This is a genomic window from Nocardia iowensis, assembly GCF_019222765.1.
GTDB classification, from domain to species: Bacteria; Actinomycetota; Actinomycetes; order Mycobacteriales; family Mycobacteriaceae; genus Nocardia; species Nocardia iowensis.
Genome location: NZ_CP078145.1, coordinates 1,847,656 through 1,873,198, shown reverse-complemented (window position 1 = coordinate 1,873,198; position 25,543 = coordinate 1,847,656). Strand labels below are relative to the sequence as shown.

16 protein-coding genes, 1 tRNA gene and 1 pseudogene are annotated in these 25,543 nt (G+C 66.4%); 7 read left to right on the top strand and 11 right to left on the bottom strand.

Annotated features, from left to right (window positions below):
• Positions 1 to 79 precede the first annotated feature (79 nt).
• A complete protein-coding gene (locus tag KV110_RS08420) occupies positions 80 to 301 on the bottom strand; it encodes a DUF3618 domain-containing protein (RefSeq protein ID WP_218474887.1) in 222 nt (73 codons plus the stop codon).
• 244 nt (positions 302 to 545) lie between these two features.
• On the opposite strand from KV110_RS08420, the gene bcp reads away from it, so the two are divergent.
• Entirely contained in the window at positions 546 to 1,019 is a 474-nt protein-coding gene (bcp, locus tag KV110_RS08415) for a thioredoxin-dependent thiol peroxidase (RefSeq protein WP_218474885.1), read from the top strand.
• On the opposite strand, the gene KV110_RS08410 is transcribed toward bcp, so the two are convergent.
• Positions 1,016 to 1,756, bottom strand: coding sequence for a TetR/AcrR family transcriptional regulator (locus KV110_RS08410; RefSeq protein ID WP_218474883.1), 741 nt, complete (start codon positions 1,754 to 1,756; stop codon positions 1,016 to 1,018). The genes bcp and KV110_RS08410 overlap by 4 nt on opposite strands.
• Positions 1,757 to 1,861: 105 nt before the next feature.
• On the opposite strand from KV110_RS08410, the gene KV110_RS08405 reads away from it, so the two are divergent.
• Together KV110_RS08405 and KV110_RS08400 are read left to right on the top strand one after the other, a co-directional pair.
• Positions 1,862 to 2,818 (top strand): ATP-binding cassette domain-containing protein, encoded by a 957-nt coding sequence (locus KV110_RS08405; RefSeq protein WP_218474881.1) that lies wholly within the window; start codon positions 1,862 to 1,864, stop codon positions 2,816 to 2,818.
• A 5-nt stretch (positions 2,819 to 2,823) separates the two neighbouring features.
• Complete coding sequence (locus KV110_RS08400; RefSeq protein WP_218474880.1) at positions 2,824 to 3,588, top strand: ABC transporter permease; 765 nt, start codon at positions 2,824 to 2,826, stop codon at positions 3,586 to 3,588.
• 64 nt (positions 3,589 to 3,652) lie between these two features.
• Here the strand turns inward: KV110_RS08400 and KV110_RS08395 are convergent, their stop codons facing one another.
• The gene (locus tag KV110_RS08395) at positions 3,653 to 4,960 is read right to left on the bottom strand and encodes a hypothetical protein (RefSeq protein ID WP_218474878.1); all 1,308 of its coding nucleotides are present in this window, start codon (positions 4,958 to 4,960) and stop codon (positions 3,653 to 3,655) included.
• Positions 4,961 to 5,199: 239 nt separating this feature from the next.
• Here KV110_RS08395 and KV110_RS08390 point away from each other — a divergent pair, with 239 nt between their 5' ends.
• Positions 5,200 to 5,820 (top strand): TetR/AcrR family transcriptional regulator, encoded by a 621-nt coding sequence (locus KV110_RS08390; RefSeq protein ID WP_246634704.1) that lies wholly within the window; start codon positions 5,200 to 5,202, stop codon positions 5,818 to 5,820.
• Between the two features lie 39 nt (positions 5,821 to 5,859).
• Here the strand turns inward: KV110_RS08390 and KV110_RS08385 are convergent, their stop codons facing one another.
• The 4 genes and pseudogenes from KV110_RS08385 to KV110_RS42020 form a co-directional block, all read right to left on the bottom strand.
• The gene (locus KV110_RS08385; RefSeq protein WP_218474876.1) at positions 5,860 to 8,076 is read right to left on the bottom strand and encodes a protein kinase domain-containing protein; all 2,217 of its coding nucleotides are present in this window, start codon (positions 8,074 to 8,076) and stop codon (positions 5,860 to 5,862) included.
• A complete protein-coding gene (locus tag KV110_RS08380; RefSeq protein WP_218474874.1) occupies positions 8,073 to 8,540 on the bottom strand; it encodes a hypothetical protein in 468 nt (155 codons plus the stop codon). The genes KV110_RS08385 and KV110_RS08380 overlap by 4 nt, the downstream gene beginning before the upstream one ends.
• 444 nt (positions 8,541 to 8,984) lie before the next feature.
• On the bottom strand, positions 8,985 to 9,290 hold the full coding sequence (locus KV110_RS41345) for a hypothetical protein (RefSeq protein ID WP_246634405.1): 306 nt from the start codon (positions 9,288 to 9,290) through the stop codon (positions 8,985 to 8,987).
• Positions 9,291 to 9,319: 29 nt separating this feature from the next.
• Positions 9,320 to 9,595, bottom strand: a pseudogene (locus KV110_RS42020) (alpha/beta fold hydrolase); the annotation flags it as partial.
• Positions 9,596 to 9,816: 221 nt separating this feature from the next.
• On the opposite strand from KV110_RS42020, the gene KV110_RS08370 reads away from it, so the two are divergent.
• A complete protein-coding gene (locus KV110_RS08370) occupies positions 9,817 to 10,971 on the top strand; it encodes a PucR family transcriptional regulator (protein WP_218474871.1) in 1,155 nt (384 codons plus the stop codon).
• Positions 10,972 to 10,981: 10 nt separating this feature from the next.
• Here the strand turns inward: KV110_RS08370 and acpS are convergent, their stop codons facing one another.
• On the bottom strand, positions 10,982 to 11,413 hold the full coding sequence (gene acpS, locus KV110_RS08365) for a holo-ACP synthase AcpS (RefSeq protein WP_218474869.1): 432 nt from the start codon (positions 11,411 to 11,413) through the stop codon (positions 10,982 to 10,984).
• Positions 11,414 to 11,424: 11 nt separating this feature from the next.
• On the bottom strand, positions 11,425 to 20,790 hold the full coding sequence (locus KV110_RS08360; protein WP_218474867.1) for a type I polyketide synthase: 9,366 nt from the start codon (positions 20,788 to 20,790) through the stop codon (positions 11,425 to 11,427).
• A 387-nt stretch (positions 20,791 to 21,177) separates the two neighbouring features.
• Here KV110_RS08360 and KV110_RS08355 point away from each other — a divergent pair.
• A tRNA-Leu gene (locus KV110_RS08355) sits at positions 21,178 to 21,259 on the top strand.
• Between the two features lie 667 nt (positions 21,260 to 21,926).
• Here the strand turns inward: KV110_RS08355 and KV110_RS08350 are convergent.
• Together KV110_RS08350 and KV110_RS08345 are read right to left on the bottom strand one after the other, a co-directional pair.
• The gene (locus tag KV110_RS08350; protein ID WP_218474866.1) at positions 21,927 to 23,195 is read right to left on the bottom strand and encodes a hypothetical protein; all 1,269 of its coding nucleotides are present in this window, start codon (positions 23,193 to 23,195) and stop codon (positions 21,927 to 21,929) included.
• A complete protein-coding gene (locus tag KV110_RS08345) occupies positions 23,192 to 23,458 on the bottom strand; it encodes an amidase family protein (protein WP_218474864.1) in 267 nt (88 codons plus the stop codon). The genes KV110_RS08350 and KV110_RS08345 overlap by 4 nt, the downstream gene beginning before the upstream one ends.
• Positions 23,459 to 24,053: 595 nt before the next feature.
• On the opposite strand from KV110_RS08345, the gene KV110_RS08340 reads away from it, so the two are divergent.
• The gene (locus KV110_RS08340; protein WP_218474862.1) at positions 24,054 to 25,046 is read left to right on the top strand and encodes an AraC-like ligand-binding domain-containing protein; all 993 of its coding nucleotides are present in this window, start codon (positions 24,054 to 24,056) and stop codon (positions 25,044 to 25,046) included.
• Positions 25,047 to 25,543 lie beyond the last annotated feature (497 nt).

The following is a 25,543-nucleotide window of genomic DNA, read 5'->3' as shown; positions in this document are numbered from 1 at the left end:
ACCCGTGTAACCAGAACACCCGGTGTGACATGCACACCGGGTGTTCTGCTTTTTCGGCTCGTTCCGGCCGGACGGCGGGTCAGCGGAAGATCTTGAGCAGCACCAGCCCGACAACCAGGGCGGCCGCGCCGATCAGGCTGTACTTCACCTTGGGCTCGTTCAGCTTCCGCAGCACGATCTGCTTGCTGTCGCTCGCGATCCGCTGCGGATCCGCGCGCACCGCGAGTTCGTCGAGCGTGCTCGCCAGCCGCGTGCGCGCGGCCTCGATCTCCTGCTCGATCCGCTCGGTATCCTTCGCCACGTTCAGGCCTCCTGTGTTTGATGTGCCGCGCCAGGGCTCGAATCGCGGTGCGTCCTCGGCCTTCGCGGGGTCACCCTCAGCTCCCGGCCGAGTCTATCGGTCCGCGCGAGTTCGTCCCCGGGCGCGCGGTGTTCTGTCGGTCCTTACAGTGCTCCGGGGCTGTGCGCGGGGTCGGCCTGTCGGTCCATACAGTGTCGTTCCGTCCGGCGGCACCGTGTCCGAGCCTTCGGTTACCGTGCAGGACGTGACCGACAACCAACGACTCTCCCCCGGCGACACCGCCCCCGATTTCACGCTGCCCGACGCCGACGGCAAGGACGTGTCGCTCGCCGACTATCGCGGCCGCAAGGTGATCGTCTACTTCTACCCGGCCGCGAGCACCCCTGGCTGCACCAAAGAGGCCTGCGATTTCCGCGACAACCTCGCCGACCTGGACGGTGCGGGCATCGATGTCCTCGGCATCTCGCCGGACAAGCCCGCGAAGCTGGCCAAGTTCCGCGACGCCGAGCAGCTCACCTTTCCGCTGCTGTCGGATCCGGACAAGAAGGTGCTCACCGCCTGGGGCGCCTTCGGCGAGAAGACCATGTACGGCAAGACCGTCACCGGGGTCATCCGCTCCACCTTCCTGGTCGATGAGGAAGGCAAGATCGCGGTCGCCCAGTACAACGTGCGCGCCACCGGCCACGTCGCCAAGCTGCGCCGTGACCTCTCGGTCTAGGACCGCTGCTCGTACGAGCGGATGAACTGCTCGTATCCGTCCAGCAGCCGATCCAGGCCGAACCGCACATCGACGTCTTCCCAGTCCGTTTCGGTCTCGTCGAAGGCCTGTCCGGCGAGTGCGCGGGTCAGCGCCGGGAAGCGCTGCGGATCGAGTACCCGGCTCAACAGGGTCGGGTACTCGTCGTTGTCGTCGCCGGTCGCCACCTCCCTGGCCACCCGCATCCGCCCGATCAGGTAGAGCGAAATGTTCATCACGAGTTGCAGTTTGGTCGACTCGGGGATGGGCGTTTCCGCGAACATTGCCAGCCCGGCGTCCAGCCAGGCCATGTTGCACGGCCCCACCGGCGGCGTGGCCAAGGGCAGTTCCAGGAACCACGGGTGCCGCTTGATCGCCGCGGCCACCGCCCACGCCCACGCCTCGATCCCGGTCCGCCAGTCGACGCCGACCGGTAGCTCCGGCGGCAACCCGAGCGCCCGATCCGACACCAGGGCGAGCAGCGTGTCCTTGCTGTCCACATACCGGTAGAGCGACATCGTGGTGAAGCCGAGGTGCTTGGCGACCCGGCTCATCGACAGTGCGGCGGACCCTTCGGCGTCGGCCACCTCGATCGCCGCGTCGACGACCTGATCGAGACTCAGTCCGCGCTTCGGCCCGCGAGTTCCCGGCTGGTCCATCCCCCACAGCACAGCGAAGGACTTGGCCAGCGCCTCAGCGCCGGTTTCCGGCGTTTCCATCAGTGTCGAACCCTTCTTTTCGATCCCCTCTTGCTCCTCGTGCCAAAAACTGTGTACCGTCTAAACAAAGTTTAAGCCATACACAGTTTTGATTCGAGGAACTCGATGACAGTCCCATCCACGCCCGCCGTCAGTATCAGCGGGTTGACGAAAGCCTTCGGCGATCGGACGGTGCTGGCCGGCATCGACCTGGAAGTCGCAGCGGGAACCGTCTTTTCGCTACTCGGCCCGAATGGGGCGGGCAAGACGACCATGGTGCGCATCCTGGCGACGTTGACCGGCGCCGACAGCGGCGAGATCCGGATCGCCGGGCACGATCTCGCGCACGAACCCGACACCGTGCGCCGCCTCATCGGCGTCACCGGCCAGTACTCCGCGGTGGACGACGTGCTGACCGGTGCGGAAAACCTGCGGCTGATGGGTCGGCTACTGCATCTGGACAAGCCGGAGATCGCCCGCCGAACCGCCGATCTGCTGGACCGATTCGAGCTCACCGATGCCGCCGACGCCCGGGTCGCGACCTATTCCGGGGGCATGCGCCGACGGCTCGATCTGGCCATGAGCCTGATGGGCGAGCCACGAATCATCTTCCTCGACGAGCCGACCACGGGACTCGATCCGCGCAGCCGCCGTGAACTCTGGCAGGTGATCCGGAACCTGGTGGCGAGCGGTGTGACGATCTTCCTCACCACGCAGTATCTGGAGGAGGCCGATCAGCTCGCCGATCGAATCGCGGTGCTGCACAACGGCAGGATCGTCGCCGCGGGTACGCCGGGTGACTTGAAGCAGCTCGCGCCCGGCGGCCACATCCAATTGCGATTCGCCGACCAGCAGGCGCTGGCCGCGGCGGCACTGGCTGTTCCCGGCGCGGAGATCGACCCCGAGCAGTTGGAGTTGCAGGTTCCGTCGGACGGCAGTGTCGGTGACCTCAAACGACTACTGGATCAATTCGACGACCAGGCGATCACCATCGACCAACTCGCCATCCACACCCCGGACCTCGATGACGTGTTCTTCGCACTCACCGGGCACCCAACCACGCAGCAGGCGGCAGCACTGTGACCATCATGAGTACGCGACTGGCCGTGCAGGACTCGGCCACCATGCTGAGCCGCAATCTTCGCCATACCCTGCGCAGTCCGGACACGATGATCATGACCGTCGCGTTGCCGATGATGATCCTGTTGATGTTCACCTACGTGTTCGGCGGCGCGATGAACGTCGGCGGCGCCTACATCGACTACGTCGTGCCCGGCATCATCCTGCTGTGCGCCGGATTCGGTTCGGCGACAACGGCGGTGAGCTTGTCGACCGACCTGTCCAACGGCATCATCGATCGGTTCCGCACCATGGCCATTGCCCGCTCATCGGTGCTGACCGGGCATGTCGTGGAGAGTGTGCTGCGCAATCTGATCACCACCACCCTGGTGATCCTGGTGGCCGTCGCGGTCGGGTTCCGGCCGACCGGCGACCCGCTGCGCTGGCTCGCCGCCTACGGCATCATCGCGATGTTCGTGCTCGCCCTCTCTTGGCTCGCGGCCGCCTTCGGAATGCTCGCGAGGAATCCGGAGGCCGCCAACGGATTCAGCTTCTTCTTCATGTTCCTGCCGTATGTGAGCAGCGCGTTCGTGCCGCCGCATTCAATGCCGACCGCGCTGCACTGGTTCGCGGAGAACCAGCCGGTCACTCCGGTGATCGAGACCATGCGCGGTCTGCTCATGGGCACGCCGATCGGGAACAGCGCGTTGCTGGCGGTGCTGTGGTGCGCGGGGATCGCGCTGGTGGGGTATCTCGCCGCAGGTGCCCTGTTCCGGCGCCGCACCGCACGCTGAGCCCACGATGAAAGGTCCGGTGTCATATGGGCGCCGGACCCTTTTCATCATTGGGGTGTTCCGTTCAGGTGGGCATGATCTGCTGCGCGGCCCACTGCAACATCATCCGGAAGTGGTTGTCCCACCAGTGGTACGACTCGGGGGTGAAGGCCGCGGGCGGCGGCTGCTCACCGGGGAAGAGCAGCGCCGCATTCGGGGCGCCGACCTTGTTGGTGGACGCCGGAACGCCCGATCCCGACGTCAGCGGCGGTGCCGCGGCACCCGCCTCGGCCTCGTGTGCCGGCTCCGTGGGTACCGATGCCTCCGGCCGATCCTGCGGACCACTACCCCACCGCTGGACCGAGTACTGCGGACTCGAGATGACGGGATCGATCGTGACGACCGAGATGTCGTCCACCGGAACAGCGACCGGAACCACCCGGTCCACCATCGGGCCTTCGGCAGCGTGCGAATCGGTCTCGACCCGAACCTCGGTCGGCTTGCCCGCGGCAGCGGCGTCATTGCGGACGACCTTGGACTCCGCGGTGACGTGCGCGTCCTTGACGATCGCGCCAGGAGTGATCCGCGACGAACCACCCGCCGCGTAGACGCCACCGACCACCAACCCGCCCGCCAGCACGCTGGCCGCCGCGAACACCGCGGCCCCGCTGCGCACCCGCCGCACCCGTTCCTCGGTCGCACCGATGCCGTCGATGTCGGCCATCGCGTACAGCGCCGCACCGGCCGCCGAGGCGGCAGCCGCGGTCTTGCACGGGATCACCGGCGCGCCGAAGCCGTCCACGGCCGCGACGACCGCGGGTTTGCCCGCGGCCGAGCCGATCAGCACCACCGCGTCCGGCCGGACCGCCGCGGCCTCGAACTGATCCCAGGCCGCCGTCACCGCGGCGCCCATCGACTCCGCCGTCGTGCCGCCCGCCTGACTCATCGAGGCGAGAATCCGGCGGCGATCGCCGTCGATCAGCGTGAACGCCTGATACCCGGGCACCACCTCGCAGACCAATAGGTCGTCGAATTCGTCGAGCCAGGTCATCATCCCGGCCACACTGAGGTGGGCCGATTTGGACGAAACGAGCGAGGCCATGTGCCACCGTCCGGACGCCAGGCGGGTGACGATGGCGCGCCGCTCGGCGGCATCCCGGTAGGTGACCGCGGCGCCCGCGATCTCCTGGTCCCGGCCGAGTTCGGCGGCGAGCTCGTCCATCGCCGTCTCGACCGCTTCCGCCAAATCCGCCTTGCTGTCACCGACCGTCCGTTTCACCCGATGCAGCAGCACGCGCTCGGGTAGCCGGGCGCCGGTATCGGCGAAAGCTACCGCGTGCACGGCGCCACGTTCGGTGGAAACGCCGAGAGTTACCACTGATCGAGCTACCACTGATCGCGCCTTCCTGGTCCGTTCGCGCGTCCGAAGCCACGCGCGCTCGGTATGTGTTCGACGCCACATTCGCTACGGATGGGTAGTGAAATCGGACAGAACACGAACACGCAGAAGCCGTGCGCGTGTCGTGCGCGTGTCCGTACCGTTAGCCTGGATACGTGGAAGTACGCGCGGAGACCAGGTCGAAGCAACGTCTGGACCCTGCGTTGGAGCTGCAGGACGACCCACAGGAGCTCATGCCGCGGCGACGGCCGACGCAGGAACGCAGCAAACGCAAGTTCGACGCCCTCTTGCAGGCGTCCCGAGAACTGCTCGTCGAGGTCGGATTCGAATCGTTCACCTGTGAAGAGGTGGCGGCGCGGGCCGAGGTACCGATCGGCACGCTGTACCAATTCTTCGCCAACAAGTACGTCATCGTCTGCGAACTGAATCGGCAAGACCTCGTTGCCGTTTCGCAGGAGCTCGCCGATTTCCACGGTGAGATCCCGTCGCTGGACTGGCTGCGGCACATGAACCAGTTCGTCGACCACCTGGCGAACCTGTGGATGACCGACCCGTCCCGCCGCGAGGTGTGGCTTGCCATGCAATCCACCCCCTCGACCCGGGCGACCGGCGCGATCCACGAGAAGGAGTTCGCCGAGGTCGTCTCGCAGATGCTGCGGCCGCTGACGCCGCGGACACCGCGAGCACGGCGCACCATGATGGCCGAGGTGCTGGTGCACGTCGTCTATTCGATGCTGAACTTCTCCGTCCAGGACGAGCAGAGCAATGCCGAGGCGGTATCCGAACTCAAACGACTGATGGTCGCGTATTTGCTGGTCGCGGAAAAGGAGTCGCGCTCAGCGAGCGGGCGCTAGGTTGTCCAGCGGCGCACGCAACACCGTCCACACCACGGCTCAGGTACCCTCGATCGAACCGATCACCCGCTGTATTGCCGATCTCGCGTACCGCACGCCAGCCATGTTCCCGGCAACATTCGGTAGTCGGATGAATACCTCATAGACACCGTGACTTCCGAAGACCTTGCTGGCACCGGGAAATTTGCGTAGCTCGTTGTCCACCCGCTTATTCAAGATCGTGCGAGCCTTCTCATTGCGTACAACATTAACTCTCAATTCATGCAGCTGCAGCTGCACCTTTATCGAGTAATATGTCTCCGATTTCGTACGGCTTTCATGCTCGACCGATATGACTACGTCAGTTCGTCCCGAGATACTCTTGAAAGTACTGCCGGGACCCGAAATGCTCTCGCCAGGTAACGCCCGCAACGAGAACTGAATTTCAGCGAAGAATTGATCCCTAGTCAGCTGGTCATCCCGCTCTCCCGACAGCAGCGTTTCAATATCGACCAACATTTCGATTAGATCAACGAACTGCTGAGGCCTACTCCTGGGATCATAATTACTGCACATGGCATAGAATTCAACGAAGGCGCTGGCGGCCTCTCCAACGAACCACCCCTTGGTCCGACCCCGCAGCCGGTTCGCGTTCTCCGCTGTCCGAAACGGCAGCGGTGAGGAACCCACCATCAAGAAGTAGGCCAATTGCGCAAAACTATAGGTATCGACAGTGTTACGCCGCGCCAATTCAGATTCCGGATGCTCGAAATATTCTGGCGCGCAGTATGCGACAGGTGCCATCGCCTGACTGGCCAATTTGGAAGCGTTCGAAAACCACGAAAGGTCGAAGTCGGTAAGGTAGGGCTCCCAGGCACCACCCGGGGTCAGCGAGACAAGAAGATTTTCCGGCTTTATATCCCTGTGCACAACGCCCGCCGCATGAGCGTGTTGGACGGTTTCCGCCGCAAGAATCAGAAGACGAAGCGCGGCGCCGGGGTCGTCTGTAGGGGTCGGGAAGGTGGCGAGACTCTCTCCCTCGATATAGTCCATAAAGAATCCGACAGGAACGGTCGTCTGCCCGTGAACCTTCACAACTCGGGGGTGGTTCAACTGCTCCATAGCGTGGTATCCACGTTCGAACATTGCGCGTTTACGGCGATCCCCGAACTCATCTCCTTTGTACACCTTGAAGGCGATCTGGTGCCCACCGGAGTCGACTAACCAAACGGAGCCGAAGGAGCCAGAGCCTAACGACCGAACGACGCGCTTACCATCGAAAGTAATATCCGGCTCCAGATTCTGCAAGAACGCACGCTTGGCATTTATTCGCTCGCGCACAGTCTGAATCTTTGGAGAGTTGTTCAGCTCAGGATTCTTCTTGGTCTTGCCGTCGAACCACCGCGCTATCGGGCGTAGCGTTCGACATGCATCGGCATAGCCGTCCTCGGCCCAATGCGCCGAAAACTGCGCCAGACTCATCTGATATTCGGTCAACTTTGCTTCCGCATCCTTGCCGAACTGCTCGATGTCCGCTCCGGTGAACGGCTTGGCGGCAACTGGCGTGTAGCCCTGGCCAAGAATCCCCTGACCTGCCGACTCCGTCCGATACACGACTACCTGATTCGCACTGATGAACTGGCGCCTGACGTAGCTCGCCAAATCATCTATAGTGACATTCCCTTTGTGGTCGGCGGCGTTGCCTGACAGGCCGTCGAGTACATGCGAGGTAAACGCGCCGTTGTGACTACTGACCGCGCTCAGCGCTTGACCCCCCGGCCGGCAAGCGGCAAGCACAGCGTGCGTCTCCGCCTTAAGTGTCAGTTGGGCATCCATCGCTCCTGGATCGACCGGTCGAGAATCGGCCCACGCAGTCATGGCACCCGCGTGGCAGCAGTCGAGAATGGCTAAGGTAGTCGCCGTCATCTCCTGCTGCTTTTGGAGGACCCTCGCCAACTCATGAACATCGAGGCCTTCGTCGGCGCGGAGCGCACCATAGGTGTGGAGATATACCGTGTCCCATTGTGTGGTGAAACCGTGTCCACTGAAGTAGAAGAGCAGCACATCAGGCGGCTCTCGCCGTAATTCTCCGAATGTGTCGAGGACAGCCGACCGGGTAGCTTCATGCTCCAAGAGCACCGTCACTTCGAAATTAAGCTCGCGCATCGAAAGAAGCGTGGCGATATCGTTCGCATCTTTGGTTGGGTATACCAGCGGATCGGTCGGGTGCTCGTTTACCCCAACGATGATCGCACGCTTTTTGGCCGCCTTTATCATTCTGACTCAACAACCCAGATATGGGCTGACTCCCGTTCTACAAGAACGTAGCGCCGACCTATTTCGGCGAGAGGCGAGATGATATCGACATCAGCGTCAAGGGCATCAAGAGGTGCTGCCACGATGCTATCGGTTTGAGTATGCCTGAGGACGAAATACCCACGCGAGCGCTGATCGTCCACTTCTCGTCCTATTAGCTTCATCCGTTGCAAGATTATTTTAGAAACATCCTTGGCAGATCTGACGCCCCTACTTCCGGCAGCGCCCAGCCCGGCGGCCAGGAGGTTATCTCTAACCGCCGACCAATCGGCGTCTATAAAAAATTGCCATATCTCCCCCATACCGCCGCGCACTTCGGTGGATTTGATGTCGGAACAAGATCCGAATTCTGCGAGATGTCGGATAACCTCACCACGGGCCATAATACTGAGCTCTGCGTCAGTTGCTGCAAATACCGTTACCACTTGGATCGCTGCCTACTCATATCGGAGATATCGGACCGCCTTAAGGCAGTCAGAGGCGAAATGGTCGCTTGATCAGCTCCATTGCCCAGATGGACGACGCAGCTGAGTCACGTCCATCGGCACCTTCGTCATATTTGTCGAATCTGTACATCCGGTACGAGAATACCGTACGACGCCAGACTCAACGTATAATTCAACTGACCGATACCGCATTGTGCTAGAGGCGGATCCTCACCGAAGAACGAACTCACGCTCGGCGGGTCGCTGACGGCTCAGGCGGTCTGCTCGTCCACTGAGCGGGTCGTCGCGATTCCGTCGAGGATGGTGGTCGCGACCAGGTTGGGGTCGTCCCATGGGTGACCCATTCGGTGTGCGCGGGTAGTTGATCGCGCACCTGGCTGGTGCTCGGCGGCAGCATCCGATCCAGCATGCCGAACGCGATGGTCACCGGCACAGTGATCGATTGGCCTCCCTCGAAGCCAGGCAATCCGCAATCCGCAGTGCGCGACGCAAGGTCGGTGCGGACCGGTCGAAATCCCGCACGAATCCGACGGCCTCCTCAACCGTCATCCGACCCGGACGACCCACTGAAAACCACAGGCCGACCGAACGAGTCCGGCCGACCACACCGCGCGCGGCGGTCCGGGTGAGCATCGCGGCGGACAGCCCGACCTGGAATTGCATCCGCAACGGCAACGGCATCTCGTGCCACAACGCGCCCGGCGCAAGACCCACCAACGAGCTCGCCATGCCCCGCTTGGCCGCTTCCAACCGATCAAACCGCCCATGGAATTGCCGGCCGGGTCGACCGGGCCGTCGATGCCGAGCCGCCGCAGTTCGACGGCCAACTCGTCGACGATCCAGTTAATGTCGAGATGGATGTCGGGCGTCGGCGCGGGCGTGCGCCCGAAACTGGGAAAGTCCAGCGCGATGACGCGGCGGTGGGTGCTCAGCCGGTCGAGAACCGGAAGCCAGCAGCGGGCCGACGCGCCGCCGCCGTGCAGCAACACCAGTGGACGGCCTGCACCGCGTTCGATGCGATTCCATCCGGTCATCGGCCAACTCCTCGCAAGGTCGTACCGGGTGCTTCGAACTGTCTGGGCATAGCGCGCTCCGGGCCGGACCGTTGTCTGATTCTCTAACCGCACAACCAGGCCACGTTGCCTGAACTTCAGGATTACGCAGCGCTATGCCCGATCACTATGGAGCGGCAGTCGAATTCTCCCGGCGCCCTCTTTGTCGCTGAGTCCAAAGGCGGGTTTATGCTCCGAAGATCATGGCCAGTTACCCGCCCGCGGGCCTGCCCGCCCTCTACGCGCAGATATCCACGCGTGCCGCCGAATTGACGGTGGCGGCGATCGAACGGATGCGCGCCGAGATCCCCGCGTACGCGCGGCTGGATCCGGCGCTGCTGCTACCGGACGCCGTCCGCACCATCGAACAGCTGATCCGGACGGCGTCGGAGGGTCGGGAGCTGACCGAACGCGAGCTCGCCGTATTCACCGGGCACGGGGAAGCCCGTGGCCGCCAAGGGGTTCCGGTGACCGAGATGTTCCGCGGCTGGCGGCTCGCGGTCCGGATGGTGCTGGACGAGGTCGTCGACGCGGGCCGTCGCCTCGCCATCAGCGACCGGCGGCTGCTCGAGCTGACCAACGAACTGGTCGCGCTCACCGATGCCGCGATTCTCGCGATGGCGCGCGGTCATCTGGATGCCGAATTCGACCTGGCCCGCCACGATCAGCAACGCCGCGCCGACCTGGTCCGCGGGATCCTGTTCGGCACGCTCGGCCCCGGCGAGATCCGCATCCAGGTGGAGCGGTACGGCGTGGACTCCGACCGCGAATACCGGGCGATCCGGGCCCGCCCCCGGTCCGCCGTGCCCGCCGACCGGCTGGTCCGGTGGCTCGAGCCGCCGACCGGCGATCGGCCGCGCAGCCTGCTCGCGGTGATCGACGGGGACATCGCTGGCATCGTGGCGGGCTTCCCCACCGGGGACATCGGGACCGCGGTGGGGATCGGCCCGGCCGCGCGGCTGGACCGGATGGAGCCGTCGTTCCGGCGCGCGACCAGGGCGATGGCGACCGCCGATGCCTTCGAACTCACCGGCGTACACGATCTGGCCGATCTCGGACTGCTGCCCGCGGTGCTCGCCGATAGCGAGGTCGGCGAGGAGGTCGTCCGCCGCTACATCACGCCGCTCGGCGAAAATGACAGTGCCACAGCGCTGCTCGACACGGCCGAGCATTATTTGAGCAATGGCATGCGGGTCGATCAGACGGCCCGCGAGATGCGGTTGCACACCAATACGGTGCGCTACCGGTTGCGCCGCTTCCAAGAGCTGATCGGGATCGATCTGGCCGATCCCGACCGCGCCCTTGAAGCGTGGTGGGCGTTGCAGCGCAGACGGCTGCACCGCGCCCATCGGGAGTGACTGGTCAGCCTTATCCTTCGCGGCCCTCGATCAGGTCCGCCAGCTCACCGGGGTCCTCCAGTACCACCATGGCGGCCGCCGTGTCGCCGTCGTGGGTCAGCGAGAGGTGAACCCGTGCGCGGGGCAGGAATTCGGCGGCCAGGCCGTGCAGCTTGATGCTCGGCCTGCCCCACGCGTCGTTGACCACTTCGATCAGCGGGTACGGATTGTCACCGATCTGCGGGCGGCGGGCGAAGCGAGACGATGCCCATGCCTTGAGCACCGCCTCTTTCGCCGCCCACCGCGCCGCGTAGCTACGCGCCGGATCGGTCCCCTTGCTCTGACAGTAGCGCCGCTCGCCCGCGGTGAAACTTTCCCGGAGCATCGTGGTTCCGGCGCGTTCGAGCTGTTCGGCGAACTCGGAGATGGTCACCAAGTCCAGGCCGATACCGAGGATCGTCATAGGCGGGGAGCCTACGACGTGCGCTGGTCGCCCGCGCGCGAACCGTCCGCAGCGAGCTGTCCGGCGCCGCAACCGAAGCCGTCGGCACGGTACGCACCGTCGCCGTTCAATCGAGCCGCGGTGGACAGCAGCACGTCGGCTTCCAGCTGACGCGCCTGCTTGGCGGGCGTGCCGTCGCCGCCGAGCCGCCGGTCCGCCGGACGCTCGTACAGCGGTGCCCCGCCGCACATGGCCTCGCTGAACCGCTGCCGCCCCGCGAGCTGACGCTGCTGCGCCTTGCGCTGGTACTCCTCGCGCCGCTCCGGGTCGATCGCCTGGATGAACGCCTCCGGATGTACCACCGCGAGCAGCCCGTTGACGTGTCCGAAGCCGAGCGAGGTCAGCAGACCCGCCTTGAGCGAGAACCGGTCGCCGAAGCGCAGCGGCTCGCGCGCCCACACCAGGTGCGGGTACGCCTGCATCTTGTCGTCGACACAGTCCAGGCTCCGGTTCGGCGGCACCACACCGTTTTCCAGCACCTGGCACAGGCCGATCAGCTGGAACGCGGCCGCGCCGCCCTTGGCGTGTCCGGTCAGGCTCTTCTGCGAGATGACGAACAGCGGTGCGCCCTCGGACCGGCCGATCGCCGTGGCCAGCCGCGTGTGCAGCTCGGACTCGTTCGGGTCGTTGGCCGCGGTGGAGGTGTCGTGCTTGGAGACGACGGCGATATCGTCCGGCCCGACACCGAGCTTGCGCAGCTCGGCGGCGAACCGGGATTCGCGGCCGCCACGCCCCGCACCGAGCGCGCCGAGGCCGGGCGCCGGGATGGAGGTGTGCACGCCGTCGGCGAAGGACTGCGCGAAGGCGACCACACCGAGCACCGGCAGACCCATCTCCACCGCCACGTCACCGCGGGCCAGCAGCACGGTGCCGCCGCCCTGCGATTCCACGAACCCGCCGCGGCGGCGATCGTTGGCGCGGGAGAAGTACCGGTCGCTGATGCCCTTGGCGCGCATGGCCGCCGAGTCCGCGGTGGCCGACATGTCACCGAAGCCGACGATGCCCTCGATGCCGAGATCGTCGAAACCACCGGCGACGACCAGCTCGGCCTTGCCGAGGCGGATCTTGTCGACGCCCTCTTCCACCGACACCGCGGCGGTGGCGCAGGCCGCCACCGGGTGCACCATGGCGCCGTAGCTGCCGACGTAGGACTGCACCACATGGGCCAGCGCGACGTTCGGCAACGCCTCCTGCAGGATGTCGTTCGGCCGCGACTCGCCGAGCAGGTTGTCGACGTAGAGCGAGCGCATCGAGGACATGCCGCCCATGCCGGTGCCCTGAGTGTTGGCGACCAGGCTCGGGTGCACCCAGCTCATCAGTTCGGCAGGACTGAAGCCCGAGCTGATGAACGCGTCCACCGTGCAGACGACGTTCCACAGCGCGACCCGGTCCACCGAATTCGCCATCTCGGCCGAGATGCCCCAGATGGTCGGATCCCAGCCGCTGGGGATCTGGCCGCCGACGGTGCGCGACAGCTTGGCGCGGCGTGGTACCCGAATCTCGGTGCCCGCCTTGCGGGTCACCGTCCAGTCGGCCGAATCCGCCACCGGCACGATGACCGTGTGCTCGGGGTCGGCCTCGTGGAAGGCGCGGGCCTCGGCCTCGCCGCCGACGGTGAAGGTCAGGTCCTGGTCCAGGAACACCGACGTCATCAGCGGCGCGCTGTTGTCGATCATGGCGCCGTCGTCGCCGTAGCGGCGCACGCCGCAGCGGGCGACCACCGCGTCGTGGTACTTGTCGGCCAGCTCGTGTTCCGGGACGTAGTCGCCGGTTTCGGCGTCGTACCAGCCGGGCTTGGGGTCGTTCTCCCAGGTGACCAGGCCGGTGGTCCAGGCGAGCTCGAGCACGCCTGCGGCCGAGAGCTGGTCTTCGACCTCCATCTCGAACCGGGTGCGCGCCGAACCGTACGGGCCGAGCTCACCGGCGCCGACGATGACCACCATGTCGGCGAGATCGGTGGTGACCGTGCCCCATTCGGGCACCGGAAGCACCGACGACATGGTCGGCGGCGCCGGCAGCGCCGGAATCGTGGCCGCCGCATCGACTGCCACGTCCTCCTCGGCTGCCTGCTCCGCGGCCTGCTTGGCCAGTGCGGGCAGATCCAGCTTGGCCCTGGCCAATCCGCCGGTCAGGTCGATCTGCTGCGGGCCGGCGGTGGTGACCTGGCGGGCACGCGAGGTGCACCACTTGAGCAGCTCGTCGGCCATCTCGGTGGTGGACCAGGTGTGTACGCCTGCCTGCTCCACGGCCGCGACCATCGGGTCGTTGTGGCCCATCAGGCCGGTGCCACGCACCCAGCCGATCATCGCGTGTACCAGGGTGACCCGGGTCGACCACGACTTCTCGGCCCGCCACTTGGCGACCACCGCGTCGAGCGCGGCCTTCGATTCGCCGTAGGCGCCGTCACCGCCGAAGAGGCCGCGGTTGGGCGAACCCGGCAGCACCACATGCAGTTTCGCGTCGACGTCGTGGTCGGCGCCGAGGGCGGACAGGCCACCGATCAGCCGCTCCACCGACCAGAGCAGCACGCGCATTTCCATTTCCGCGCGGGCTCCGGCGTCGGCGAGGTCACCGGCCACCCGCGGCGCCGCGAACGGCAGCAGCAGGGTCGGCGTCATCGCGTCCTTGGTCTTGATCTTCGCGCCACCGGCATTGTCGACCTGTTCGGTGCCGACCCATTCGATCAGCGCGTCGATGTCCTGGTAGGACGCCATGTTCGCGGGCACCACCCAGAGCGCGGCACCGTGGCGGGCGTTGTCCCGGTACAGCTTCCGGTAGAAGCTCAGGCGGTCGTCGTTCAGGCTCGACGTGGTGACCACCACGGTCGCGCCGCCGCCGAGCAGCCGCCCGGTCACGGCCGCCGCGATGGAACCCTTGCTGGCACCGGTGATCACCGCGATATCCGCGGACCAGACGCCGCGATCCTCGGTGCTCAGCGCCGCCGTCGCGATGCGCTCGTACACACCGGCCAGCACCGAACGGGCCTCGTGCTTGGCCCGCTCGCGCCACCAGTTGGCCTGCGCCGCAACGGCTTCGCCCGCGCCCAGGAAGCCGGTGACCGGCAGTTCCGCGGTCTCGGCGTCGTCGCCGAGCCACAACCGGGCCAGGTCCTCGCGGGCGGTGGCCCACCGGTCGTCGAGCAGCACGGCCTTGCGTGCGTCGAAGGCGGGCGCGACCAAACGCGGCCAGTCCGAACCCAATTCGGCCGAGACCAGGTCGACCAGCGAGTCGTCGGTGGCCGTCGGCGCGGACACCCGCTCGGTCAGGCCGAGCTGTTCCAGCACCACCCGCGCGGCCGTGGCGAGCACCCCGTCGCGGCCGGTGATCTGCTCGGTGAATTCACCGAGCGCGGCCGCGTCGACGGTGCCACCGCCGCCGCCACCCACCGAGGGCAGCGACACCGCGACACCGCGGCGCGCGGCGACGGCTTGGACGGCGGCGTCGATGGCGGCATCGACCGAGGCGGCATCGCCGAGGGCGCCGGGGACCAGCCCGCCGAGGTCGCCACCGCGCACGCTGGCACCTTCCCTGGTGCCGAGCGAGACCTCGGCCGTGACGTGGCTGGCCCAGCCGTCACCGAGCTCCCAGACCTTCTTCACCCGCTCGGCGATCGCGGCGGGCCGCTTGCCGGACGGACCGAACACCTTGCGCAGGTGGTCGCCGATCGAATCGGAGAGCACCGAGCCGAAGGGCTTGTAGGTGCGGGCAAGCCGCTCCACGGTCACCGACAGCGCACCCATGTCCGCGTCGGCGGCACCGTCGATGGCACCGAGCGACAGCTCCGTGCCGAGGTCGACCAGCAGCTGGTTGCGCCGCGAGGAAACGCCGTCGCACAGGCTCTCGATGGTGTCGACCGGGCCGATCTGGTCCAGCCGCAGCTTGGTCCACAGCGCGATGAGCACGCGGGTGGCGTCGGCGGCGGTGAACGCGATGTCGTCCGGGCGCGGTCCGCCGGAGCTCGGTGCGGGCGCCGGAGCCGCCGTCGGAGCGGCGGTAGGCGTTGCGGCCGACGCGGTTTCGATCGGCTCGTCGGCGGGTTCGTCGACGGGCGCGGGATCGGTGTCGGTGGCGTAGACGATCGCGGCCTCGCGCTCGATGTTGAGCACCTCCACCGTCGCGCCGCTGAACGCGGGCAGCTTCAGTGTCTGAGTGGCCAGGTTCGCCACGGTAGGCGTTGCGCCCAAACCGATTTCGACGAACCGCTCGACCCCGAGGCCGCCGTGCGCGGTGTCGGTGAACAGCAGGTCCTGCGTCTCGATCCAGCGCACCGGGCTCGCGAACTGCCACGCGAGCAGTTCCACCAGCACGACCCGGCACAGCTCGACCGGCCGCGCCGACCACGCCTCGAAGTCGGCGAGAACCGCGGCGAGCGGCTCCGACGGCACCAGGTCGGCGATTTCCTGGATGAACTTGCGCTCCAACGAGAACGGCCTCGGCACCAGGTTCGGAATGTAGCGGCCGAGCAGGATCTCCGGGTGCAGATCCTCGGGCAGCAGCTGCTCGAGCTTGTGCCGGAACTCCGGAACACCCTTGCGCAGCACCGTGGAGTGGAACGGCACGTCGATGCCGGGCACCAGGATGAACGCCCGCTTACCGCCGAATTCCGCACGGCGCCGGTCGATCTCGGCCTCCAGTGCTTCGAGCCCGGCCACCGTGCCCGCGATGGCGTACTGCGAGCCGCGCAAGTTCAGGTTGACGACCTCGAGGAACTCGCCCGCCTGCTCGCCGATGCGGGTCACGAAGTCGATCACCTCGTCGTCGGGCAGCCCGATCTGCGAGGGGCGGATGGCCGCCATCCGATAGTCGCTGCGGCCGTTGGCATCCCGCGGCACCAGCTCGTGCATCGCGGAGCCACGCTGGAACACGACCTCGAGCACCGCCTCCAGCGGCAGCACTCCGGCGACCGCGGCGAGCGCGTTGTACTCACCGACCGAGTGTCCGGCCAGCATCGCGCCCTCGACGAAGGCACCGGCCTCGCGCAGCTCGGCCACCTGGGCGACACCGAGGACCGCCATGGCGACCTGGGTGAACTGGGTCAGGTGCAGCACGCCGTCCGGGTGCCGGTGCTCGACGCCGCGGGCCTTGAGGTAGGTCGGGTTGTCGCGGACGACGGCCAGGATGGAGAAGCCGAGCGCCTCGCGGGTGTGCTTGTCGGCCCGCTCCCAGACCGCCTTGGCGGCCTTCGAACGGGTGCGCGCGTCCAGGCCCATGCCCTTGCGCTGGATGCCCTGGCCGGGGAACGCGTAGACCGTCTTCGGCGCGGCGGTGCGCCCGGTCGCGGTCATCACCAGATCGCCCGCGGTCCGGCAGGAGACCTCGACGATCTCGCTGCCCGCGTCGACGGCGATGCGCTCGACGCGCACGTCGATCTCCGCGCCGGGACGGACCATGCCGAGGAAACGGGTGGTCCACGCCGTCACGGTCCGGGGCGGGACCGTGCTTTCCGGGTCCACCGCCGAGACCGCGTGCTGCGCCGCGGCCGAGAGCCACATGCCGTGCACGATCGGGCTGCCGAGACCGGCCAGCTTGGCGGCGGCATCGCTGGTGTGGATCGGGTTGTGGTCACCGGACACCGCGGCGAACGCGTGCATGCTGCGCGGCGCGACAACGGTGACGTCGCGACGACGGCGCCGCGGGGTGTCGGTGGCGGCGTCGGACAGCGTGCCCGCCGCGCGCGGCGGATCGGTCAGCTCGCCCGCACCGTTGCGGCCGCGGATGGCGAAACGCTCGGTCAGGGTGGCGACCGTCGGCATGGACAGCCCGGTTTCCGGGCGGTCGAGCATGCCCGCGATGCGCACCCGCACCTCGACGACGCGGCCGAGGTCGGTGTCGAGCGTCTCGCCCGCCTCCGCCCGCACCGCGAGAACGCTCGCGCTGGTGGGCAATTCGCCCGCCAGCTCGATCTGGTGGTCCAGGTGGACCAGGTCGAGCATGCCCTCGATGACGCTCGCGCCGTCGGCCGCCCGCGCCGCGCCGAGAACGGCGAACACGGCGGGCCAGCAGGCGCCGACCAGCACGTCGGGGACGGTGCGGCCGAGCGTGCTCAGCGCCATGGGCAGGCCCGAGCCGGTCACCCCGGCGTGGTCGGCGATGAGATCGGGGGTCCAGGCGATGTTGAGGTGGGCGACCTTGCCCTTCACCTCGGGCAGCGGCTGCCCGGCGGCGACGGCGAGCATCGCGGTCATCGCGTCGTGCGCGTCGGCCTCGGTGACGACCGGAGCGCCGCCGTTGTAGGTGGCGGTCGGCACCGTGATGCGAATGCGAACCACGTTGCTGCCCAACAGCGGAACGGTCAGTTCAACATAGGCGTTGTCGCCTTCGGGGCCGGTGGTCTCGGTGAGCGTGGCCCCGCTGGGCGGGTGCACCGCGCCCTTGCCGTCCACGGTCCAGTCGGCCAGGTCACCGAGCCGGTGTACCGGGTTGACGGTGGTGCGCCCTGACCATTCGATGTCCGGCGCGGCGAGCACGGTGTCGATCGGCCCGGTGGTCACGCCCGCGACCCGGCGGGCGTCGATCGCCACCGGCACCACACCGGCGCGCACCAGCGAGTACGCCGTGTCCTGTTCGAACCGGTCGAGCAGTTCGCCGACCGGCTCGTCGACGCGGGTGATGCCGGCGACCGAGACGGTGCCGGGAATGACGCACACCTGGTCGGCCGAGTAACGCGGATCATGGGCCTGCCACAACGAATCCGAACGCCACCAGCGGCGCACATCAGCGTCGACGACCGGCACGAAGTTGACCGGCTTGCCCGGGGTCTTGCAGAGCGAGACGAAGAACGGGACGTCGGCCGGATGCAGCAGCGTCCGCTCGGCGACCGGGTACTGCTCCTTCAGCCTGCACAGCGCGCCGACCGGGTTCTCGAAGTCCTCGTCGGCGGCGAACAGCGTCGGGATCTCGCCGCGATCGGCGGGATGCAGGCGAGATTCGGTGCGGCGCATCATTTCCGCGAAACGGTCGCGCCAGGTGATGTCGAGCCACACCGAACGGGTGGCTTCGGTGATCGCGTCGCCGATATCGCTGCCGCAGTCGAAGTCCTTGCGGCGGTCCAGGCCGACCGCGAGCTCGATGTAGCGCTCCAGCCAGTCCAGGTAGGTCATCGACGCCACATCGCCGAAATACGGCTTGGCCGTGGCGTTCAGCGCCGCGATGATCTCGTCCCGGCGTGCGGCGACGGCGTCGGCGTCACCGGCGACCTCGTCGAGCAGTCGGCCGGTCCGCGAGGCGGCATTGTCGATCTCGTGGATGTCGGCGCCCAATTGGCTACGGCCCGAGGCCATTCCGCCGGACGCGGTGCCGGCACCGACCCAGTCGGGGGTGCCGGGTGTGTCGACGAGCAGCTGCTTCACCTCGGCCGCGGTGGTCGCCTCCAGCGCCGCCATGGCGGCCGTGCCGACCAGCACGCCGTCCAGCGGCATCACCGGGTAGCCGTGCGCGGTGGCCCACTCGCCGGTCAGGTATTCCGTTGCGCGCTCGGGGGTTCCGATGCCGCCACCGACGCAGACCACGACGTTCTCGTGGTTGCGCAGTTCGGCGTAGGTCTCCAGCAGCAGGTCGTCCAGGTCTTCCCAGGAGTGGTGCCCGCCCGCCTTGCCACCCTCGATGTGCATGATCACCGGGTAGTCCGGCACCTCGGCGGCGATCCGCAGCACGGCGCGAATCTGGGCGACGGTGCCCGGCTTGAACGCGACATGCGAGATGCCGACCTCGGTGAGTTCCTTGATCAGCGCGACGGATTCGTCGAGCTCCGGAATGCCCGCCGTGACAATGACGCCGTCGAACGGTGCGCCCGCGGCGCGGGCCTTCTGCACCAGGCGCTTGCCGCCCAGCTGCAACTTCCACAGGTAGGGGTCGAGGAACAGCGAGTTGAACTGGACCGCGCGACCCGGCTGCAGCAGTGTCTTCAGCTCGGCGACCCGATCGGCGAAAATCTGCTCGGTCACCTGGCCACCACCGGCCAGCTCCGCCCAGTGTCCCGCATTCGCCGCCGCCGCAACGATTTTCGCGTCGACGGTGGTAGGTGTCATGCCCGCCAGCAGAATCGGCGAACGACCGGTGAGCCGAGTGAACGCGGTCTCCACCACGATCCGCCCGTTCGGCAGGCGCACCGGACGCGGCGCGAACGCCGTCCACGGCGCGGCTGTTTCCGGCGCGGCGCCCGGGGTGAGCAGGCTCCGCTGCCCCGCCCTGGTCGCGGCGGCGACCATGCCGACGCCGGTGCCCTTCAGCGAGCCGCCGGTCAACCGGGACAGCAGATCGCCGGGGCCGAGGTCCAGAATCCATTGCGCGCCCGCGGCAACCATGCCGTCGACGATCTCCACCCAGTCGATCGGATCGACCAGGATCTCCTGCGCGAGCGAGCCCGCCAGTGCCGCGTCCAGCCCGCACTGGTTCGCCCATGAGGTCACCAGATCGACCGTGTCGGCCAGCGCCGGGTGATGGAACGCGACGTCCACGGCCACGTCCTCGAAGACCGGAGCGAAGATGGCGCCGCCGCGTACCTTGGTGTCGCGCTCGCGGGTCTGCTCGTCATGGATCTGCGCGCAGCGCTGCCGCACCCGCTCCAGCTGTGCCGGTGTACCGGAGAGCACCGCGCGCCTGCGTCCGTTGCGAATAGACACCACCGCGGCCGCGGCCGGATCGACGCCTTCGGATACCTCGGCCACCACCGCGCGCAGCTGTGCCGGGTCGACGTGCGACACCGCGACCATCGGCGAGCGCTCGCCCACCGGCATCAAGCCGCGGCGCCGCGCCACCAGACCCGCTGCGGCACCGATCAATTGCGCCACCGCAAGCAGCTCGGCGTCGCGCCTGCCACCGGCCTCGACCGCGGTCGCCGCCAGCCTGCCCTGCGAGTGGCCGACGATGGCCACCGGCGCGTGCTGGGTCGGATCCAGGCCCTGCAGCCGCAGCGCACGCATCGCCGCTATCTGCGAGAGCAGCACGCCGGGCATCGACACGGCAGCCGAACGCAATACCCGCGGCGACGGGGCCGCGGAAACCTCACCCTGATCGGTGTCGACCAGTTCATCCTCGAGCATCCACCCGATCGGGTCGAAGCCGACGGGGCGGACCACGAGCAATTGTGCCGCAACGGGTTCCAGCAGCGCTTCCGCCTCGTTGACCAATGCGGTCAATTCGGGCTCCAGCGCGCTGTCGCGGCCGATCTCTTCCAGTTCATCGAGCCACTGGGCGCCTTGTCCGCCGAAGGCGAGCGCGTAGGGCGTCCCGCTCAGCAGGCGATCCAACAGCGGCGATCGGTTCCCGCCCCCCTGGGCGGCGGCGACCACCTTCGCGCTCGGTCCGGTACCGGTCTCGGTGCTCTCGTTGATCGTCAAGACGATTCGACTTCCTTCTCCTGGCGACATGCCCTCCGAGACACGCCGCTCCCTCCGGTGCGCAGGTGTTCCTCAGCGTTGGGGCCTGATAACGGCGAGGATGGCACAAAATCATGAGGAAAGCCTCACGTTTGCTCGTCGCCTAGGCCTCTACCGCCGAGTATTCATGTACGGGCGTACCAGAATGAAGGCAAACGTGACCCTTCCTCATGTTTGAACGCGCTGGTCCACCGGGTTACTAACACGTAGGAAACATGAGCGCCCCTCATGTTGACAGTTATCTAATCGTTATAATCCCTGGTAGGGTTACTGACCAGTACGCCACGCCCGCCCGGAGCTTCGCGAAGTCGGTCAAGCCCGGTAGAGTTTGGACGGTCGTACCATCACGCGCGAGTGGCGAAATTGGCAGACGCGCCAGATTTAGGTTCTGGTGTCCACGGACGTAGGGGTTCAAGTCCCCTCTCGCGCACAGATTCACCGCAGTGGTGACGCCTGTTCATGCCACGCCTCGGAGAGCAGTCGCACCCCCTGAGCCTGGCCCGTGGCTACCCATGCTGAGCTGCGCATACTTCTGTCAGATCCGGCGGCACCCACCTCTCTGATGACGCCCGAGAGATTCGCCGAGCCGGGTGCGAATGAACACCGCACATGCGCCGCCGCCGGAATTGATCCACTGTCCGGTACCCACTGCCCAGATTGTCCGGGTAGCTGACGGCGATCTCAGCTACGGCGTGTCGTCCTCGGGCGAACCTGGCCGAATCGCTGACAAGCACATCCTGACAGCGCTAGGGTGCTCCCCCGCCATTCGCCTGGAAGTAGCCGACACCGATTCCGGTGTTCTACTCATCCGTCCGTGTGACCACGGCAGCCGTCACCAGCGGCGGATACATCCGAGTCCCGTGTCACCAGCGACGGGCCGCGTGCTGGTTCGTCGAGGAGCCCCGCGGCCCACACACCCGCGACCGATCATTGACGATCGACACCGCACACTGCGGCAACCACAAAGCATCCGACGGATCAAGACTGCTCTGCGCGCCATCCAGACAGCGACCCAAAAGAGCGATGCACCCCATGGGCACGCGGCAGCTACGTCGATGCTGGCGACCGCTCATGTCTTGCCTGACACCGGGCGGTTACTAGCTGAGGTTTTCCTTGTCGCGCATATCGGGGCGTGGCAAGCGGTCCGGCGCGAGGGTTTCGAGGTTTGCTTCTTCGGTTCGGTCACGTGCAACCCACTCCGCTTGCCGGCTCTCGTACTCGCGGTCGATTGCGGCGCGGGATTGTTCTTCGCTTTCATAGTAGAACGCCGCAGCCTCGGTGAAGTGATCGCCGAGGCGGCGAAGGTAGTCGCGGGAGTCACGGATGCAGTCGAGGAGGGTGTCGCTGAGCTGGTCCCATTGGGCTTTGCCCGCTCCGATCAAAGGAGTGTTGAACGCCGCCCGGCCCCACGCATCGACACTATCGCGAATATCGCGATATGCGAGTTCGAACCCCACCGCCAAGTGCGGGAATACATCTTGTCCCGCCAACCGCAGCTTTGCGATGTCAACGGCGACTACGGCACCGTCTTCTTGGTATGGACGCTGGCTGTAGGTCCTCGTGCTACCCAGCGTGATCTCCTCGGGGGGAATGGTTTCGAAAACGCTGTGCACGGTGTTGTACAGGGCGGTTCGGGTGTGGCCGACCTCCTCGAGCAGCTCGTCGAGGGCATCGACGGCTCGTGTGATTCGCTCGAGACCCCAACCGTGGACGTCGTACTCGGTATTCTCCGGTGGGGGTTCGTCCGGGGCATATGACCCCAGTAGCGAGCCGACGACGCTGATCGTCGCCGCCGCGAGGGCGGGCATTTCGAGCGCAGCGATACCGGCGAGGACGGCCGCGGTGATCAAGACGAGGTTGCGGGCCCCGCCGGAGCCGCTGTCGTTCTCGCTGGCGAGTTCGGCGATGTCATACGCGCTTCGACGGGCCGAGGAGACCAATCCGTCCCAGCCTCCGGCGGCAGCGATGAGGCCGTTCAGATACGTGACTTGATTCGCCCAATTCTGCGGGAACTCGGCCCCGCCGTGGATCCGGAAGTTCTCGGCTGCTGATCCGGTCCAGCCGCTGAGGAGGGTGTGCAGCAGGCCGAGATCACCTCCTTCGTGCAGAGTCTTCATCCGCTCACGATGTGCGGTCAGCTCCTCGATCAGTCGGCCGAACGCGACGTCACTGCCCTCGGTGAACTGCAGTAGCCGCTCCTCCATGCGGTTGATCTTCGCCATACACTCGTCGTGCTCGAACCTGAGCCGTGCTGCACCGATATCGACGCCTCCCGACACGGCGCCGGTCCAGGCCGCGAAGTACTCGAGGTCCCAATATTCACGCGTGCGTGAGATGACGTCGCGTATATCGGCGTCGTAGGTCATCGGTACCCCGCGAGTTCGCTGTCGTGCGGCGGAATGAACCCCTTCAGAAAGGCCGAACCCATGGTCGCCCGCGCGTCGGCGCAGGTGGCGCCGACGTCTTTAAGCAGCATCGGCGCCCTGGCGAACGGCCCTGCCAAGTGATCGCGCTTCGCCTCCGCTCGCACCGCGTCGAACATCTCGATCGCCAGCGCTCCCAGTTCGCTGGTCTCGATCCGATCGATCGCCGCCTCGCCACACCCAGTGGTCGCGGCTCTGTCAATCATTTGTACCCCTCAGAAGAAAGCATTTCATTAAGCAACGTCGGCGCTAGCGGTACGCGGATGCTCAATGGTTCGGCCGCCATATTGTCCCGCGCACTAACCGGCGATACCGCAGGCCGAGAAGAGAATTGCAACCAGCCATCCGACGGTTAAGGGGATGTTGTATTTCCTGTTGAACATGTGCTCACTCTCCTCAGCCGGAAGGGCCTGGGAGACTTTTGACAGCCGGGCAGACTTCTACATCTCCGGTCGGCGTGCTCCCGCGTCGCTACAGCTCCTTCCCTTCGCAACAGCGGATGCCTCAATATCTCTCGCACGACGTCGAATCCGCTATGCACAGCACGCACACTTCTTGACTGATCCTGCACAACAGCCACGCCACAAACTCGATCAGCGTGTCTGCGTACGTGATCGAGGACCGCGGTGCGGACACCCACGGCCCACCGTGCGACAACACACATCAGCAACGGGCCGCATACCGACAACCAGCAAGACGGAGAAACCGGCGGGCCGCGAAGAGCGCCGGTGCGCCTAACGGACTCGCACGATCGGCCTATAATCCATATCCCAAGACGCTGATCGTACGGCGAGGCATGCCATGGGCACCAAGATCTTCCACGCAGCCGACGAGCCGGTCGCCGCTCGGCAAGAGTACTGCCAGCATGCTATGCACGAATTGCTGACGCCGATCGACGTCCGATTCCCCAATCACGACTTCGACGCACGGATCGAGGCCAGCCCAGTCGGAGCGGCCGAGGTGCTGGATGTGACCTTGCCCGCAGGCGACGGGTTTCGCACACCCCAGCTGATCCGCCGGTCGGATCCCGAACACTGCAAGCTCGACATCCAAGTGCGCGGACACCTGATGCTCGAGCAGAACGACCGGCAGACCATACTGCAACCAGGGCGGTTCGCGTTCGTCGACATGTCCCGTCCCTGCCACTGGTCCTGCTCATCCGACATCCGGTTCGTCGCCCTCATCTTTCCCCGGGCGCTGCTTCCGATCCCCGAATCCGACATAGCTGAGGCCGCTGCACTCGCGATCTCGACCAACCAAGGTGTCGGCGCTCTGGTCAGCCCACTCATCCTGCAATTGGCCCGTCAGGGAGCATCCTGCGACGGACTCGACGGAACCCGCGCCGCCGCGGCCCTGCTCGACCTCGTTGCCATGGCAGTCGCCACTCGCCTCGATCGAACCGATGCCGTGCCCGTCGACTCCCGACGGCAAGCACTGCTGGCCTGCATCCTCGGGTTCATCGAACGCGAGCTGCCCAACCCCGAGCTTTCACCAGCCGCTATCGCGGCCGCACACCACATCTCGCTCCGCAATCTCTACACATTGTTCGAATCCCAGCAGTCCGGTGTATCCGACTGGATCCGCCGCCGACGCCTGGATCGGTGCCGCCATGACCTGCTCGACCCAACGATGCGCGATCAGCCGGTGAGTTGGATCGGGGCCCGATGGGGATTCAGCAGCCCAGCCCATTTCGCCCGCGCCTTCCGGACGACTTTCGGTACCTCACCAACCGAGTTCCGAGCATTGCAGGCAGCACAATCACAATCCGCGCTGGCAGACCGCTCCGATCCATGACCAGCCGACGATGTCACGGAAATAGACGTGGCGATCGGGGACATGCCTTCGGCCGAAGACCAGGTCACCTCGCCGAAGATACAAGGCACAGGTGTTCGCGCCGTCGGGCGTACTCGGCCCGGATCCGAGTGGGAGATGCAGATCCGCAATGGCGGACGGGCCAATGTCGTTGACCACAAGAGCAGGCAGGTCACGGCCGAGCGCCCGTGTGGTGTTCGTGCTTGTGGTCCGGTGTGGAGCTGGACTGCTCATGCTCGGTCGAGGTCGGTGAGTTTCATGCGGAGCTGGTCGGCGTCGACATAGCCGAGGCTTGTCGGCCCGGACAACGCCGATACTGTCGAGAATGTCCAGGGCCTGTCGCCAGGCATCGCGGGCGGTCTGCGGGTCGCCGACGGCACAGTAGGTGTCGCCGAGGTGAGCGAGAACGTTGGCATCGTGATGGCGGTCGCCGAGTTCTCGAAGTGGGCGTAAAGGATTGGCGATCTGGCCGGTGCGCC